Here is a 16,986-nt window from a genome sequence, read left to right on the forward strand (position 1 = left end):
ACCCTGGTTATTCCGATCAGGTTGCAAAACTACTTATTTTTAAACATTGACTCTATAATCACGGGATAATATTGATATTCAAGTTCATGAACGCTGGCAGCGATGTCTTCCGGAGTATCATCTTTATCAACCTGACAGGTTGCCTGAAACAGAATATCCCCTTCATCATAGTTTTCATTAACCAGGTGAATCGTGATTCCCGTTTCCTTATCACCTGATTCCTTAACTGCCTGATGCACACGTGAACCGTACATCCCCTTCCCTCCATATTTTGGCAACAGTGCCGGATGAATATTTACAATTCTGCCGGGATATTCTTTCACCAATGATGCTGGCACAAGCCACAGAAACCCAGCAAGAACAATCAGGTCGATCTGGTTATCTTTTAAAATTTCAATGACCGCCGTTTCATTGTAAAATTCATTCCGGGTAAAAACGTGCGAGGAAATATGATGCTTCTTTGCTCGTTCCAGCACATAGGCGTCTGCCTTATTCGACAAAATAAGCCGTACGGAAATATCCTGATTATTCTCGAAGTGTCTGATAATGGCTTCTGCATTCGTTCCGTTTCCGGATGCAAAAATGGCTATGTTCTTCATTCGCTTAAAAGAGAATCATGCTTAAAATTCCAGCCAGCATGATGATTTTACAATGATTGCTGAGGCGTCTGTATTCATCCATGGTATCCGCTTTGCTCAAATTAAAGAGCAGCCAGAAGATCGGCAACAATAACCCCGCTGAAAACAATGAGAGTTCCTGGCCGACAAAAACAAAAGAGAGTGCAACGAGCCCGAGGACAAAACTAACCGAAAGTATATAGATAAACCATTTCGTTTTTCGCAGTCCGACCACCACCGGCAAGGTACGGCACCCAAAGGTTGCATCTCCCTTGAGATCTTCCATATCCTTGATGATCTCCCGAATCATCGTAAAACAAAAAGCAAACAATGAATAAGCCAGTACAAGGGCATGTGAAGATCCATAAATAAAGTGGACAATATAAATCGAAATCCCCGTGAGCACCGCTACACTCAGGTTGCCAATCACCGGCAGACGTTTCAACTGATTTGAATACAGCCACAGCAATCCGGCACTCAGTAAATTGATCAATGCCAGTTTCCATGATACCAGGAATCCAAGCAAAACACCCACGATGCTAAAAAAAACGTGGAAGAACATCGCTACACGTCTTTTCATGAATTTACCTACCACTACTCTTTGCGGCTTATTGATCAGATCGATTTTCACATCGTAATAATCGTTGATCACGTACCCTGCGGCGGCAATCAAGGCTGTGGACAAACTAAGAAAAAACATCTTAGGATTGAGCAGTACATCAATCCAGGGAATATCGCCACTGGCCAGGAAAATTGCCGTAAAGTATTGAGCCAGCACCAGGATCACCAGATTCCAGACACGCGTAATCCTTAGCAGGCCGGTGAAGGTATAGTGATACGGTGTACTGGGTGCAGGAACTTCCATGAATTACATTTTAGCAAATGTACTCGCCTGCACGGTTTAATACAATTACCCTTACTTTTATCTATATCCTGATTCCCAGCGTGATCATGTAATTAGCCAATGCCTGCGGATAGAAGTAGTTTTCACGCACCACGTAATCCGGACCGCCCTGGTAACCAAAGGTATATCCATTGGAAGAAAATTGTTCCCCGAAAATGTTGTTCACCTGAACCGTCAGATCAATCCCACTGAAGACCCATCCCTCCAGTGAATAACGAAGACGAAGGTCGTTTACAAAATAATCCTCAATCTTCCTGTTTTCATTCGATGTATTATCAAGGTACTGATCACCCACATACTTACTGAGCAGGGTGAGTTCGAGCTTATCCGAACGGTGAATGGCTCCACTAAGAACTTGCCAGGTCAGCTGAGAAGCCGCAATGATGGAGGGTGAATAGGCAATGTCCGTGTCGGCATACTCATTTTCGATGATATTGAACTCGTCGAATGCAGGTCCGTAATCGTAGATAATTTCCGTAAATGACCGGATCTTATTTCGGCTGAATGTAGCATTGGCCTGCCAGGTGAAATTTGGTGAGATGCTCCAACCGGCCTGCAGTTCAATACCTGCGCGATAGCTGTCGTCGACATTTCTTCGAAGCGGGGAACCCACATCATTCAGCTCCCCGGTAAGAACCAGCTGATTGCTGTAGTCCATCCAGTATGCATTGGCCTCAAATGAAATAACACTTCCGGTATTTCGATACCCTATCTCGAGGTTATTCAGTTTTTCTGGCTGAGGCATATCGGGATTATCAATAAAGTCTGTTCGCACCGGCTCCCTGTTGGCCACAGCAAAAGAGGCATAAACGGTATTTCGGTCGCCCGGCATGAAACTTATTCCAGCTTTCGGATTGAAAAAATCATACTGCGCATCCAATTCCAGATCCCTTAGGTCATTATCTATCCCTGCGATACTGTAGTCGATGCGTCTGTACTGAAGATCACCGAAAACCTGCCATTGCCCGTTGATCTGGTGCACCGCTTTCACATAGGTATTAAGATCCGTTTTGACCCCGGTATTATCATAGTAACGGTAATCTTTCGGAACATTTCCGGCCGCTGTTTCTGTCCAGATCACCTCGCCAAAATGATCACCGTCATAACGGTTCCATCCTCCTCCAAGTGTTATTTCGGTAGATGTTCCGGGCTGGTACATCAGCGCATAGGTAAGTCCGTAGAAATGGTTATCGAGCCAACGTCTTCGAACCAGATCTGTGGATGTAAGAATGGTATCTCCGACCACAGCATCCCCGAGTCCATAGTCTGAAAAGTCATCATCGCGCCGGAACTGTTCATAAAATCCGCGACCGTAGGTATAATGGAGTGCAGCCTGTGCGGTAAACCTGTCACTGAACCGGTGACTGGCATGCAGCTGATAATGATCCTGCTGATAATCATCAACCTGATTCTCATACAGGTACCAGTTGAACGTGCGGCCCGCGGTACGCATATTTCCGGCCTGTTCTTCGTCCAGTCCATTATTGATAATAACCGCCTCAATTCCTTCACTATCATTTTTAAGGACAGCTTCAGGCGTCCCATACCAGGACTGATAGGTTCGTTCGTCCCCGCCGAAAATCAGGGCCTTAACAATGGTTTTGGCACCGTAATAGCCTGCTGAGAAATAATAGGAGTCAAGATCGGAAGATGCCCGGTCGATATACCCGTCGGAATTGATTTTAGACAGGCGCCCGTCGATGGCCCAGTGATCTTTCAATATGCCCGTTCCAAACGAGAAGGTATGGCGGCGTGTTCTGAATGACCCAACACCGTTGATCAGTTCGGCATAGGGATCCTGGTCGAGGTGGTTGGTTTGCAAATTGATAGTCCCGCCAAATGCACCGGCGCCATTCGTCGATGTTCCAACACCGCGCTGAACCTGGATGCTCTGCGTCGATGAGGCAATATCGGGAATATCGACCCAGAAGACACCCTGACTCTCACTGTCGTTGAGCGGAACGCCGTTGATGGTAACATTGATCCTTGTCGCATCGGATCCCCGGATTCGGATCCCTGTATAACCAACCCCTGCTCCCGCATCGGATGTGGTAACTACTGAAGGCATGAAATTCAGTACAAAGGGCAAATCCTGCCCCTGGTTCATGGCTTTTATTTCTTCCCGGTTCATCTCGCTGTGGGTGACGGGCGACGTTTCCCCCGCCCTGGTGGCGCGAACGATCACTTCCTCGGCGAGAAAAGTGCGTGAATCCAGCCTGAATTCCATTTCCTGCCGGGCAGGAATTGATACTTCTCCGGAAAAATTATCATAAGAAACATGGGAAATCAATAGTTGAATTGTTCCCTCCCGAAGTCCGGAAAATACAAATTTCCCGTCCAGGTCGGTCGTCACCGCCTTGTTCAGTGACTTAATTTCAACGACTGCACCGGGAATACCCTTTCCGTCGGCCTGATCAATGACAACTCCTTCCAGGGAGTGTTGCGCAAACGCGAAAATCGTGCTGCATACGAGCAGCGAAGTAAGCAAAGATTTCATTTTATTCCTTTATGTTAAAACCTGCAGGACAGGGGGTTCCTGCATCCTTAACATACCATCCCTACGCCAGCATTACCTGGATCAGGTTCCAGCCTTTTCAGATTAAGGCCTTGGGTATAATCTCAGCCCGTATATTGGGCACCCCTATGGATCAAATTTAGTTTATAATCATCATAGTGCAAAATCATTCCCTTTCGGAAGCATCAATAACCGTCGCCTCCAGCAAAAGATCAGCAAGCAACGGCCGGTCAATTTCATGTATGGATGCAAATAAACGGAATCGGACCTCCTTTCCCTTGCCGCCGGTAAGGTAATCCGACTGCAGAGTTTTGCCTTTTGTAAAACCAAGTGCCACGCCACTCCCCGGTTTCAGTCCGCCCCACGGTATCACACTTGGCCAGATATAACAAATTCTTCTGAAGCGGGAATAGAATGGAACGTTATAGGAAATTTTTTCCCGAACATCCGGAATATTTTCGTAGACCAGATTTCTTAAAATTTCGACGAGCTTTTGTTCCCCGGCCGGAAGGAAATCAAAAAAATCATCATAGGTATGAAAGGATACACGCTGAAATTTATTCATGACTTCAATTTTAGGATGATTTCAGGCAAAAATTCAATCGGGTTCATAAAATAATCTTTAGTGTTTCAGCGGATAGTTTGAATCACGTATATTTGAAGCATGTATCGAATCTCTGCCGGGGAAAAATCGTTTGAAATTTCCTTCTCCCAAGGTAACCTGCTGATCGATGGCAATCCCTTTGACGGGGATTTCTCAGAAATCAGTGACAGGCAATTCCATCTGATCAAAAATCATAAATCTTATCGTATCGAGGTAATGTCGTTTGACAAGGCAGGCAAAACATTTGTTTTCCGAATCAACAATCAGATCATCACGACGTCCCTTAAAGACAAAATGGATCTGTTATTGGAACGGCTTGGAATGGATCACCTCACTGAGGAAGCGGTCAATGATATTTTCGCACCCATGCCCGGGCTGATTCTGGATGTACAGGTAAAAGTGGGTGACGAAGTTCAGAAGGGAACACCAATCCTCATTCTGGAAGCCATGAAAATGGAAAACGTTATCAAGGCTGCCGGAGATGGTATTGTAAAAGAGGTTTTAGTTGAAAAAGGAAATAGCGTTGAAAAGAATCAGGTATTAGTACGATTCTGAGGTATGTTCATACGCGATAAAATTCATATATTAAACATTATAGGTCCGGAATTGCATGAAATATAATCGAATTTTACTCAAGCTTAGTGGCGAATCCCTCATGGGAAATGTACAGTACGGAATCGACCCGGAGCGTTTGAATCAGTATGCCGCAGAGATCAAGGCTGTTGTGGAAGAGGGTATAGAAGTCGCCATTGTTATTGGCGGGGGAAATATTTACCGCGGAGTTCAGGCTGAAGAAAGCGGGATCGAACGGGTACAGGGGGATTATATGGGAATGCTGGCGACCGTGATCAACGGCATGGCACTGCAGAGTGCCCTGGAAAGAATTGGTTTGTTTACGCGACTGATGTCCGGAATCAAAATGGAGCAGGTTTGTGAACCCTTTATTCGCCGAAGGGCGATCCGGCACCTGGAAAAGGGCCGAATAGTGATTTTCGGTGCAGGAATTGGAAACCCTTATTTTACAACCGATTCGACCGCAAGTCTTCGTGCGATTGAAATTCAGGCAGATGTCGTTTTGAAAGGTACCCGTGTGGATGGTGTCTATACAGCCGATCCGGAAAAGGATCCAAGTGCTACCCGGTATTCCACGCTTACATTTCGTGAAGCCTATGAGAAAAACCTCAATATCATGGATATGACGGCCTTTACGCTGTGCCAGGAGAATGGTTTGCCTGTTATTGTATTTGACATGAACAAACCAGGTAATCTGTTGAAAATTCTGAAGGGAGAAAAATACGGAACGCTCATTCAATAGATTACCATTTTGTATATTAGCCGCCGAAAAATTTGCTGATTATGGAAGAAATTAACATGTATCTTGACGAAGCCCGCGAAATGATGGGAAAAGCACTCGGGCATTTAAAAAGTGAACTTGCTAAAATTCGGGCTGGTAAAGCCTCTCCATCCATGCTCGACAGCGTGATGGTCGAATACTATGGCACCCCCACCCCATTGAGTCAGACTGCTTCCGTAACCACACCTGATGCCAGAACCATATTCATCAAACCCTGGGAGAAAAAACTTATCACCGATATTGAGCGCGCTATTATGAACAGTGATCTCGGACTGAATCCGCAGAATGACGGTGAGCAGGTGATCATTAATATTCCGATGCTTACCGAAGAGCGCCGTATACAGCTTGTAAAGCAGGCACGTGCGGAAGGTGAACATGCGAAAGTGAGCATCCGGAATATCCGGAAGGACACCAACGACGGGTTAAAGCAACTGCAAAAGGACGGAATGGCTGAAGACGATATCAAGCGGGCGGAAGATAAAGTTCAGCAGCTCACTGATGAGCATACCAAGAAAGTGGATGAGATCCTGGACCGCAAGGAGCAGGATATCATGACAGTCTAGAAAATATCATCCAGGTTTGTCGCAATACCTATACGAACCCCCCAGTCGTAATAGGTGCCGTCCTGGAAAGCAGCAACCGCTTCCACTCGAATAATCCGGAAGATATAATTTATTCCATAGCCCACCTCGGTGTAATATTGTGAAACTTCGTTACCCAGGTAATTGGCGAAGAAACCTTCCCTGATACCCATAAGTCGAATCTTTGGAAAGCGGGTAAGGAGAAACTTCCTGAACTGGTACTGTGCAAAAACCGAAACGTACGATCCATTGGTACTGTACTTATAGTAGTTGAGCAGCCTGTAGCTGGTTACAGGATCTGTAGTAATGAAAGGTGTCTGATTTCCCTGGAAATGTTGAAAATCCATGAAGTATTCCGGATTATTTCCCAGGAATGTCCCCCCACTAACAGCAAGATCTGCAAAACCCTGGATACCGATCTTAAAACTATGACGGAATGATGCTTCCACCTGATGAAACTCGACATCACTTCCAAGTATATCGGGCAACCCGGTCCTGTACATGAAGGATAGAGTCGGACTTGAATTATCCACGGGGTATTTCTCTCCATTATAGATCCGGTATTTCAGCCATGGCCGCCATTCAAGCCTTGCCTGAAAAGTAGTTGCCTGGTGATTTACAAAAGCGGTGGAATCCAGAATGTCATTTTCCGGATCATTGGAAGTGTAGCCCTTCCCATTGAAAATTTTAAAATCTGTCGTATTGTCAAGCGACCGTCGGTCGGCATACATCAAATTCGTATTTAATTTCAGTTTATTCAGCGACCCTTGTTTGCTGTAGCCGATACGGATAAAATCATGCTCATAGATCTTCATGTAGTTCTGCTCACCCAGTAAGCTGAAGATTGTGTTCAGCAATGGATGGATGGGTTCACTGGCATTAAACTGCTGGATATACCTCCCTGCAGAAAGTGTCAGATCATTTCGTTTTCGCCGGGGCCCGAAACCGTATTGCGTTTCCAATTTGTAATTCCATGCCTTTCTTGAAAATGTGTAGCGGCCGGTGGGATGAATCGACAGCCAGCTTTTATTTTCAAAATTCTTTGTGAGCTGTACCCCGCTCGTGAGATCAAAGCCATCTACGGTATTGAAGTTGCCGCTTATGTTATCGATAGTGAATTTAAGTCCATCTCCAATGCGATAGGTATCACCCAGGAGAAGATCATATACCTGGAAGCCTTTTTTGCGTTTTCCGGTTCGCAGCGTATCTCCCTCGGCTTCCAGACGCTGAATCTCTGCAAGGCTATCAGTCTTTGCATATCCGATCACCTCCTCTTTCGATAGCGGTACAGGACGGATCGACTGCCAATATACCGAGTCATGTTTGTACGCCATCGAATCGATTTTGTATGTCCGGTCGCTGATTATTTCAGGTTCATCCTGTTCCTTCCGTTCCTGTTTTTCATATTCGCGCAGGAGTTTTCGCAATTGTTTATTGGTCACTTCGCCACCATCAGCCAGCTGGCTTTGAATATTGGTAAGCGCCTCGTCCTTCACCTGGTCCTCCAGCTTTTCTGCAAGCTCTTTGTCTACCTTTTCATCAATCACGGTGAGTGGCACATCAAGCTCGGGATTCACCGTAATATCATAATCACTCACACTGGCCAGGTATTTTCCTTCAAAATCAAAGCCGAAGACGACTCCGCTGATCAGAAATTCATGTGTTACCGGAAGCCAGACTTCGTCGCGGATAGGCGCGTATTGCTGGCGGATATCAAAGGTAATGCCCAATTTAGTTACTTCTAGCTCGAGGCTGTGAATCGCCCAGATATCCTCGATGATCTGAATATAACCAGTGAAGACATTGTCTCCTTTTGACCTGGGAATCACCCGGATTCTGCTGATCTCTGCATCCCCTTCTTTAAAAGTTCCGTCATATTCAAACCGATAATAGGAAAAGGCCTTCGGGGATAACGGGGATACAGAGTTTGCCAGTTCAGGCTCATAAAACGAACCGTTGATATAAGCATTCGGACTGGCATTTTCATCGTTTTCACCGCTCGTGCGGATGGAAATAACAGTCTCCTTATAGGTACCGGGCCGGATGTACTCAATGTCGCTGATGGATTCCTGGATAAATACCCGGTCAAGCTCCACACCTTCTTTCTCCAATGTTTTCCTCAAAAAGAAGGGCGCATTCTTCAGTTTGCCCGCACCCTTGATGTAAACGCGGGCGGTATAACGGTCGAGCTGCTGGGTATGAAATTTGCTTTTGGCAATAGCCTTTCGCATGATGGTATAAGCCGGATCTTCTTTCCCTGCTGTGACGGTTACGTCGCGAAGTACCAGTGTTTGGGGCTGGAGCACCATATCCTGCCGGACATTGGCTCCGCCGATAGTAATTGTGACAGACCTGGTCTCATAACCGACATATTGAAAATAAACAGTATATGTGCCCGGAGCCACTGAAATCTCGTAATTCCCCTCGGCATTGGAGGTGGTTCCATTATTTAATTCCTTTATGAATACCGTGGTGAAAGAAAGTGGCTCGCCTTCGTTATTTCGGATTTCTCCATAAATATTGGCTTCCTGGGAGTAGGACGCCTGAAAAGCGAATAACAGAGAAATAAGAAGTGTAAGGAGTAGTTGTTTTGTCATAAGTCTTCAAAGGCTCTCCGAACTAAGACGCACCCGGGCAGTAAAAGGTTGCTAGATATAGAATTTCTTACCAAGGATCAAATCTTCAACGGCAGGGTGCACCAGATATTTTATTGATTTTCCTTCGGCGACTGATTTTCTGATATAGGTAGCAGAAATGTCCAGCAATGGAGCAGGGATCATCTTCACATGGGGGTGATCTGCAAATTCACTGGCCTGAGCACCGGGCCGGGGATAAACATACAATCCGTATTGATCCAGAATCACCTGATAATTTTTCCATTTGGAAAACGAATGGAGGTTGTCCTCGCCTATGATTAGTCGGAATTCATTATCCGGGTATTGTGAGGAAAGGTAGGCCAGGGTATCAACCGTATAGCTTGGCCGGGGCATGTTGAATTCCACATCGGTCACATCCAGATTATAATTATCATAGATGGCAGCACGTACCATGTCATACCTGTCAAACTCGTGCAAGAGTGATTGCCGCTTCTTAAATGGATTCTGGGGAGAAACTACAAACCAGACCTTCTCAAGGTCTGTATTTTCCACCATACTATTGGCAATGATCAGGTGCCCAATATGGATCGGATTAAATGAACCGAAAAATAAACCTACTTTCATGCGAGAAAATCACCGACAAGTTTTTCTGCTTGTTTCAATGTTTCTTCAAGGTCATCATTTACCAGCGTAACATCAAATTTGTCTTCGAAGCCCATTTCAAACCGCGCTTTGAAAAGGCGCTGTGACATACTGTCAGCTGTTTCGGTATGGCGCATAGTCAGCCGGTCCTCCAATACTTCCATTGATGGAACCCGCACGAATACAGCAAGGGCCTGGTCACCAAAATACTTTTTAAGGGTTAGACCGCCTTTCACATCTACATCAAAAATGACTGCTTTACCCTGATCCCAGATGCGCTGAACCTCTGTTTTGAGGGTACCATAGAAATTTCCGGGGTAGACTTCTTCCCATTCCACAAAATCGCCCTGTTCAATATGATGCCGGAATTCGTCGGGAGTGAGAAAATAATAGTCCTTTCCATGTACTTCATTTCGGCCGCGCTTATCTCGCGTACAGGCAGAAATAGAAAACCCCAGGCCGGGGTTGGCATCTAGCAGGTGGCGCACGATGGTGGTCTTTCCTGAACCGGACGGGGCAGAAAAAATAATGGCTTTTCCTTGCTTCATTCCTATTCAGCCATGTTGAAGACCCGCATCCGAATGTCATTTTTCATTTTATCGGATAGCTTCTTGTCGCTGCAATTTTTGCGGATCAGTTCACGGATGGTTTTGTCGACGCTGTAGATCTCAAAATAAGGCATACAGTTCTCCAGATGCTTTTTGAATATCTCCTTCTCCTGAGGAGTTGCTTCATCATCCAGAACCAGGCTGAGAATGCGCAAGCATTCATGATGGTCAGGTTTATCTTTCGGTGACCCCGATGATTCCTGATCCATTGAGTCGGTAGAGGTTGTAGACATAATGCACTATTTAGAATAACCCATTTTTTTGGCGTAATCGCTCAGTTTATCTTTTAACAAGTTTCTGGCTCTGTGAAGCCTTGACCGCACTGTCCCGATTGGTATATCAAGTATTTTTGCCATTTCATCATACTTGAAACCTTCCAGGTCGCACAAAATAATTACGGTCCGAAAATCGACATCCAGCGCATTGAGCGCATTGGAAATTTCATCACCCAGCATATCCTGAACCGTATCCACCCTCAGATCGGTAGTGATTGCTCTGTCTACATCGTCTGAATTGTAATACGTTTCGACTTCCTGGTAATCTACTTTCGCCGGCTCTTTGCTCTTCTTCCGGAAGTCGTTGATGAAGCTGTTTTTCAATATTCGAAACAACCATGCTTTCGCATTAGTTCCTTGTTCGAATGAATGAATGAAACGGAAGGCCTTCAGGTATGTATCCTGAACAAGATCTTTCGCATCATCTTCATCAAAGGTGAGTCGGTAAGCAAAATTGTACATCGAATCGATGTGCGGCAAAAATTCGTGATCGAAGATTGCCACCTTTTGCTCCTGAGAATAAGCTCGTTTTTCGGTATCCGACATATTATGAGTCAAAAATAGTAATTATGTTCATTAAACGGGAATAATATTCCTCAATATACTGATACGTAAAATCAGCATTTTGCGCTATCATTTTCACATTTTTACCCGCAAAAATGATACCGTTGTCAGCAAGACTACATATCTGTAATAATAAGTGCCTGAATACCCTAATTGTTAGATATTCAGGCACTTTTCTTTATAAATTCTTTTGAGTCTTCATCAATCTTACCAATTCACTCCGGTAGCCCTCGGCATCGTCACCCCGTGAATTCTTCGCGAGAACAATGATGTCATCGAGTGAATACTCATTGAGATATTCCGATTCCCGCAGCCACATTCCGAATCCAGCGACCGCGGCCGACCAGCGGAAATTGTCGGAAGTACGCTGGAGGTTTACAGACTCATCCCGTATCACCTCGGTGATCAGCTGGCTTTTATTCCCGTCAGGTTTCTTGTAGCGCAGCTTGACAGTCATTAGCTCATTGGAAAACGAATCCTGTTTCTTCTCGGGCTTCTGATATTTCAGTGGATCGATTGAATAGAATGGACTTTTCACGCCAACCGGCACCACTTCATAGAGTGCCGTGACAGTATGTCCGGCACCCAATTCACCTGCATCCTTTTTGTCATTATTAAAATCTTCATCCTTCAGTGCGCGGTTCTCATATCCGATGAGTCGGTAGGCCTGAACATTAGCCGGATTAAATTCAACCTGGATCTTCACATCCTTTGCGATGGTGAAAAGCGTTCCACCAAACTCATTTACGAATACTTTGCGGGCCTCCTGGATATTATCGATGTAGGCGTAATTCCCGTTGCCCTTGTCGGCCAATGTCTCCATTTTCGAATCCTTCAGATTGCCGGTTCCAAAACCCAGTACGGTTAGAAAGATGCCGCTTTCGCGCTTTTGTTCAATCAGTTTTTCCAGCTCATCATTACTGCTGAGGCCAACATTGAAGTCGCCGTCAGTCGCGAGAATAACCCGGTTATTACCCTCTTTCACAAATTCCCGTTCAGCAAGGTCGTAGGCTTTCAATATTCCCGCTCCCCCGGCAGTGGATCCCCCGGCCTGCAGACGTGAGAGCGCGTCGATGATTTCATCTTTTTCACTTCCACTGGTCGGCTCCAGAACTACGCCAGCGGCACCGGCATATACCACAATCGATACCTTATCCTGTGGCCGAAGCTCGCCAACCAGCATTCGGAACGCCGATTTCAGGAGAGGAAGCTTGTTGGCATCAGACATTGAGCCGGATACATCCAGGAGAAACACCAGGTTCGAAGGAGGAAGATTTTCAGTGGGGATATTTTTTCCCTGCAGTCCGATATGCACCAGCTTGTGCTCCGGGTTCCAGGGAGCCGATGAAACTTCAGTATTGATGCTGAACGGATGCTCACCGGCAGGCTCACGGTAATCATAATTAAAATAATTGATCATTTCTTCGATGCGAACCGCATCCGCAGGAGGTCGCTGACCGTTATTCAGATACCTGCGCATATTGGCATAGGAAGCGGCATCCACATCGATTGAAAATGTGGACAGGGGTTTATCGGCAACACCCTTGTAGCCCCATTCCGCGATTTCAGCATATTCTTCATTGGTTGGAGGAATATAAACCTCGGCATCATATGAAGGAGCCGCTTGCTTAAGCCTTTTTCTACCGGATACGACCGAAACACTTCCTGATATGTCGCGTTTTTCCTCGACCGCGTAGCCTGTCACCACAACTTCACTCAATTCCATAACATCCTGTTGGAGGGTAACCTTTATGTGAGATTTGCTCTCCAGTTTTATCTCCTGAGTCATGTAACCTACAAAGCTTATCTCTAAAACTCCTTTAGAGGCATCCGGAACATCCAGTTCATACTTTCCTTCTAAATCAGTTACTGTTCCGATGGTGGTGCCTTTGAGAATTACATTGACACCCGGCAGCGGGCTGCCATCATCGGCGATTACCACACCTGTGATACGCTCAAAGGGCGTGTGGCCTATTGCGGCCATGGTGCCGGCCATTAGCAGCATTACGATTACAAACAATGATTTTTTCATGATTCCTTTATTTGGTTCACATTCATGATGCATGGAATTTGAGAATTCCATAATCGGGATTAACTTTTTTGGTGTCGCCGTCGGCGATTAATGGTTATATTTAAAATCCGTGGACATCATTCGTGACGATATAGAGTTGCTGGAGGCTTTCCGCAAATCGGGGGATCCTGAGATTTTAGGAACCTTATATGGGCGCTACATGCACCTTGTATACGGTGTTTGCCTGAAATACCTGAAGGACCGGGAAAAATCAAAAGATGCCGTCATGGAAATCTTCGAGAAACTGAATCAGCAGGTACTTCGTTACGAGATCCGCAATTTCAAATCCTGGCTCCATGTCCTTACCAAGAACTATTGCCTGATGATCCTGCGATCGGCGCAGTGGAAGCGCGAACAACAGGCTGAAGAAATCTCAGAATTTTATATGGAATCGGGCACATTCATGCATCATGAAAATGGGCAGGGGAACGAATCCGACCTGAAGGCTCTCGAAAAATGTATAGAAACGCTTCAGAATAAACAGAAAACATGTGTCAGATTGTTTTACCTGGAGGAACGATCCTACCGTGAGATATCCGATGAAACAGAATTTGATTTAAAAAAAGTGAAGAGTTACATTCAGAATGGCAAAAGAAACCTGAAGATATGCATGGAAAAAAAACGTGAAGAATAAAGGAAACATATCGCACCTCACCCCCGAGTTGATGGAAGCCTATCTGAATGGCTCCCTTGACAACGCGGCTATGCACCAGGTTGAAAAGCTTATGCTGGAATCTGATTTTGAATCAGAGGCCATGGAAGGCATGTCTTTACTATCCCCGGAAGAACGAAAATCCGATTTGCAACAGCTTCATACCTCATTGAAGGAACGCACCCAACGCAGGGCAGGATTCAAATGGTGGCAGCTGGCCGCGGCAATTGCCATTCTTGCGACAGTTACGTTCTTCCTGGTTCAGCCGCCGTCAGATGAACCGGTTCTTGCAGATAATACCCCCGCCACTTCAAAGGAGCAACCTGAAGAAGCCGATGTACCGGAAATGGAAGCCCGGGATACAAGTGACCTGATCGCACTGAATGATGTAAAACCGGTACAGGAAACGGCCTCGTCAAAATTGAAGGAGGAATCGCCGGCTGAAATGTTGGCCAATGAAGCTGCCCCGGCAGAAGATGAGACACCCACCATCGACCTGGATTCATTCGAAGAGGATACAGACGAGGTTTTACTTGAAACAATTCCTGCAGAGGAAATGGCGTTGTCTCGTAAAAGACTTGTACCCAGCCCTGATTCCATGGAAAATCCGCGAGTGGTCATTTTGGAAAAGGTGGAAACCAACAACAGCAAGGTAGGACGCATTGCCGGTGAGCCACTGCCCATCGAAACGCAAAACGGTCGCACTGTCCGCGGCCGTGTGATTCTTCAGGACGGCACACCAATTCCTGGTGTGAATGTGGCGATCAACGGAACCAATGATGGTACTGTATCCGACATCGATGGTTACTATCAGATCAATGTTCCCAACGATGCATCACTGGTATTCTCACTTATAGGCATGGAGCAACAGGAAGTTACCCGACCCGACAGGGAGGAGATCAATGTAACGATGGCACAGGATGTGACCGCGCTGAGCGAAGTGGTGGTTACCGGCCGGAGCCAGCCCGGACTCACCATCGGGGCTAATCCGGAAGACGGACAAGCAGCATTTGAAGAATATCTTGATAAAAACCTGCAATACCCGGAAGATGGTCGCGAGGGTACTGTAATCGTACGAATCGATATTTCCCCGAATGGAAACATTGAGGATATGAAAGTAATCCGCTCGATGGGTGAAACTTACGACCGTGAAGCCATCCGACTGCTGGAGAACGGTCCGAAGTGGACGCCCGCCTTAAAAAACGGAAACCCGGTTTCTGACCGGGTCCGTGTGAAGATCATATTTAAGAAAAAAGACTAACGCGGCGTTTTGGCATCAGGCCAGTCATTCTTGAAATCTATCCAGTACTGTCTCACCGTTTCCTTCATTTCGCCCCGAAGCCAGAATATACCAATGAGGTTGGGTATGGTCATCAGTGCAATGGTAATCCCCGATAGCGTCCAGATGATAGTGGTAGGCGTAAATGACGCCAGGAAGAAACCGATAACATACAGTATCCTGTAGAAAATGATATACTGTGTACCGAACAGATACGTCGTGGCACGGTCACCATAATAGGACCATGAGATCGCAGTGGAGAATGCAAAAAGCAACAGGCCAATGGTTACTATTAATTTCCCATTCTCACCAAGGAAACTCTTTTTAAAGGCAAAAGTTGTTAGCTGTGCACTATGCACGAGCGATTTCCCTTCAAAACGCACAGAAGGGCCGCTGCCTACTACCACATCGCCGTTGGTGACTTCCACGGTACCCGTATAGGGTACCCACTCTCCATTCTGGCTAATGTTCACTATTACTTCTTCGGCAATTGATCGGTTGTTTACAACGGTTACTTCGTCCGTGATCTTTCCATCTGTAATGGTAAGTTCTCCGGTAAACATCTTCATATCTGCACCTTCCACCAGGTATGAATAAAGTCGTTGCCGGTCCGCTTCATTATTTTCGTCGAAACTGGCTCCGAGTATATCCACATCAGTATAATCGAAAATATTCTGGTACTTTTCATTCCATGCACCCGAAGACAAAAGCACGAGTCCGGTAAGGGTACAGATAATAATTGTATCGATGAAGGGCTCGAGGATAGCCACCATTCCTTCAGAAACAGGTTCATGTGCTTTAGCGGCAGCGTGGGCAATGGGTGCGGAACCCTGCCCTGCTTCATTTGAAAATAATCCGCGGTTCACCCCCCGGTTGAAAGCAAAAGCAAGGTTGGCTCCAAGAAAACCACCTGCTGCCGCTGTACCTGAAAATACATCGGAGAATATCGAAATAAATGAGGGAAGGATATTTTCAAAGTTTGTGAAAATCACCGCCAAGGCGCCCAGGAAGTACAGAATAGCCATTCCCGGCACAAGTTTTTCAGTAACTTTTACAATTCGCTTGATACCTCCCAGAATTACAAGCGCCAGAATAACAGCGAGTACCAGTCCGGTCTGCCAGCGTTCGATCTGGAATGATGAATAAACCGAATCTGCGATATTATTTATTTGGGGCAGGTTTCCGGTTCCAAAGGAGGAGAGTATCGTTGCAAAGGCAAAAACGGCACCCAGCCAGGCAAGCTTCACGGGTTTGTTGCCGATCTTGAACGTCGCATTCTTCATGTAATACATGGGACCCCCGGCAATCAGTCCTTTATTATCCGTCTCACGATATTTATGTGAAAGGGTTACTTCCACAAATTTGGTTGTCATACCTAAAAACGCGGTAACAAGCATCCAGAACAGCGCTGCCGGTCCGCCCAGGTGTATTGCCAGGGCAACCCCGCCTATATTACCAGTTCCAACCGTACCGGAGAGTGCAGTGGCAAGTGCCTGGAAATGGGATGCATCTCCTTCGTCACCTTTTCGGTCAAACTTTCCCGTTACAACCCGCAGTGCATGCCGGAAATAGCGAATCTGGGGAAACCCCAGGTAGATGGTAAAGAATGCGCCTATGAATAACAGAAGGAATACAAACCAGGTGGACCCGCCAATATATCCGTCAATCAGCGAAAGAACATCGTTGAGTTCTTGCATAGTTTTGCTTGTAGTTTTTTAGGAAA

General features: G+C 46.0%; 16 protein-coding genes. 5 read left to right on the forward strand and 11 right to left on the reverse strand.

The window, feature by feature from the left end:
* Positions 1-29: 29 nt before the first annotated feature.
* The 4 genes from purN to LDX50_RS05085 form a co-directional block, all read right to left on the reverse strand.
* Positions 30-599, reverse strand: a complete 570-nt coding sequence (purN, locus tag LDX50_RS05070) for a phosphoribosylglycinamide formyltransferase (protein WP_225697322.1) — start codon at positions 597-599, stop codon at positions 30-32.
* A 4-nt stretch (positions 600-603) separates the two neighbouring features.
* Entirely contained in the window at positions 604-1,482 is an 879-nt protein-coding gene (locus LDX50_RS05075; RefSeq protein WP_225697323.1) for a geranylgeranylglycerol-phosphate geranylgeranyltransferase, read from the reverse strand.
* Positions 1,483-1,543: 61 nt separating this feature from the next.
* Complete coding sequence (locus LDX50_RS05080; protein ID WP_225697324.1) at positions 1,544-4,018, reverse strand: TonB-dependent receptor; 2,475 nt, start codon at positions 4,016-4,018, stop codon at positions 1,544-1,546.
* 184 nt (positions 4,019-4,202) lie between these two features.
* On the reverse strand, positions 4,203-4,601 hold the full coding sequence (locus LDX50_RS05085; protein WP_225697325.1) for a DUF1801 domain-containing protein: 399 nt from the start codon (positions 4,599-4,601) through the stop codon (positions 4,203-4,205).
* Positions 4,602-4,700: 99 nt separating this feature from the next.
* Between LDX50_RS05085 and LDX50_RS05090 the strand changes: the two genes are divergently transcribed.
* Genes LDX50_RS05090 through frr form a run of 3 tightly spaced genes read left to right on the forward strand, consistent with a single transcriptional unit; the run spans position 4,701 to position 6,557 of the window.
* Positions 4,701-5,195: an acyl-CoA carboxylase biotin carboxyl carrier protein subunit gene (locus LDX50_RS05090; protein ID WP_225697326.1), complete on the forward strand. Its 495-nt coding sequence runs from the start codon at positions 4,701-4,703 to the stop codon at positions 5,193-5,195.
* Positions 5,196-5,250: 55 nt separating this feature from the next.
* Complete coding sequence (gene pyrH / locus LDX50_RS05095; protein WP_225697327.1) at positions 5,251-5,955, forward strand: UMP kinase; 705 nt, start codon at positions 5,251-5,253, stop codon at positions 5,953-5,955.
* A 41-nt stretch (positions 5,956-5,996) separates the two neighbouring features.
* A complete protein-coding gene (gene frr / locus LDX50_RS05100; protein WP_225697328.1) occupies positions 5,997-6,557 on the forward strand; it encodes a ribosome recycling factor in 561 nt (186 codons plus the stop codon).
* On the opposite strand, the gene LDX50_RS05105 is transcribed toward frr, so the two are convergent.
* The 6 genes from LDX50_RS05105 to LDX50_RS05130 form a co-directional block, all read right to left on the reverse strand.
* The gene (locus LDX50_RS05105; protein ID WP_225697329.1) at positions 6,554-9,172 is read right to left on the reverse strand and encodes a DUF5686 and carboxypeptidase regulatory-like domain-containing protein; all 2,619 of its coding nucleotides are present in this window, start codon (positions 9,170-9,172) and stop codon (positions 6,554-6,556) included. The two genes, frr and LDX50_RS05105, sit on opposite strands and share 4 nt — an antisense overlap.
* Positions 9,173-9,223: 51 nt before the next feature.
* Positions 9,224-9,796 carry a nicotinate (nicotinamide) nucleotide adenylyltransferase gene (gene nadD / locus LDX50_RS05110; protein WP_225697330.1) on the reverse strand — a complete coding sequence of 191 codons (573 nt, stop codon included), beginning with the start codon at positions 9,794-9,796 and terminating at the stop codon, positions 9,224-9,226.
* Positions 9,793-10,362, reverse strand: coding sequence for a guanylate kinase (gmk, locus tag LDX50_RS05115; RefSeq protein ID WP_225697331.1), 570 nt, complete (start codon positions 10,360-10,362; stop codon positions 9,793-9,795). The genes nadD and gmk overlap by 4 nt, the downstream gene beginning before the upstream one ends.
* Before the next feature lie 2 nt (positions 10,363-10,364).
* Positions 10,365-10,655 carry a zf-HC2 domain-containing protein gene (locus tag LDX50_RS05120; RefSeq protein WP_225697332.1) on the reverse strand — a complete coding sequence of 97 codons (291 nt, stop codon included), beginning with the start codon at positions 10,653-10,655 and terminating at the stop codon, positions 10,365-10,367.
* A gap of 6 nt (positions 10,656-10,661) precedes the next feature.
* Positions 10,662-11,243 carry a sigma-70 family RNA polymerase sigma factor gene (locus tag LDX50_RS05125; RefSeq protein ID WP_225697333.1) on the reverse strand — a complete coding sequence of 194 codons (582 nt, stop codon included), beginning with the start codon at positions 11,241-11,243 and terminating at the stop codon, positions 10,662-10,664.
* Between the two features lie 196 nt (positions 11,244-11,439).
* Positions 11,440-13,293: a vWA domain-containing protein gene (locus tag LDX50_RS05130; RefSeq protein WP_225697334.1), complete on the reverse strand. Its 1,854-nt coding sequence runs from the start codon at positions 13,291-13,293 to the stop codon at positions 11,440-11,442.
* Between the two features lie 109 nt (positions 13,294-13,402).
* Here LDX50_RS05130 and LDX50_RS05135 point away from each other — a divergent pair, with 109 nt between their 5' ends.
* Both LDX50_RS05135 and LDX50_RS30980 read left to right on the forward strand, forming a co-directional pair.
* Positions 13,403-13,966: an RNA polymerase sigma factor gene (locus tag LDX50_RS05135; protein WP_225697335.1), complete on the forward strand. Its 564-nt coding sequence runs from the start codon at positions 13,403-13,405 to the stop codon at positions 13,964-13,966.
* Complete coding sequence (locus tag LDX50_RS30980) at positions 13,956-15,245, forward strand: energy transducer TonB (protein ID WP_225697336.1); 1,290 nt, start codon at positions 13,956-13,958, stop codon at positions 15,243-15,245. The genes LDX50_RS05135 and LDX50_RS30980 overlap by 11 nt, the downstream gene beginning before the upstream one ends.
* On the opposite strand, the gene LDX50_RS05145 is transcribed toward LDX50_RS30980, so the two are convergent.
* Positions 15,242-16,960 (reverse strand): alanine/glycine:cation symporter family protein, encoded by a 1,719-nt coding sequence (locus LDX50_RS05145; protein ID WP_225697337.1) that lies wholly within the window; start codon positions 16,958-16,960, stop codon positions 15,242-15,244. The two genes, LDX50_RS30980 and LDX50_RS05145, sit on opposite strands and share 4 nt — an antisense overlap.
* Positions 16,961-16,986 lie beyond the last annotated feature (26 nt).

Source organism: Fulvivirga sedimenti, from assembly GCF_020328055.1.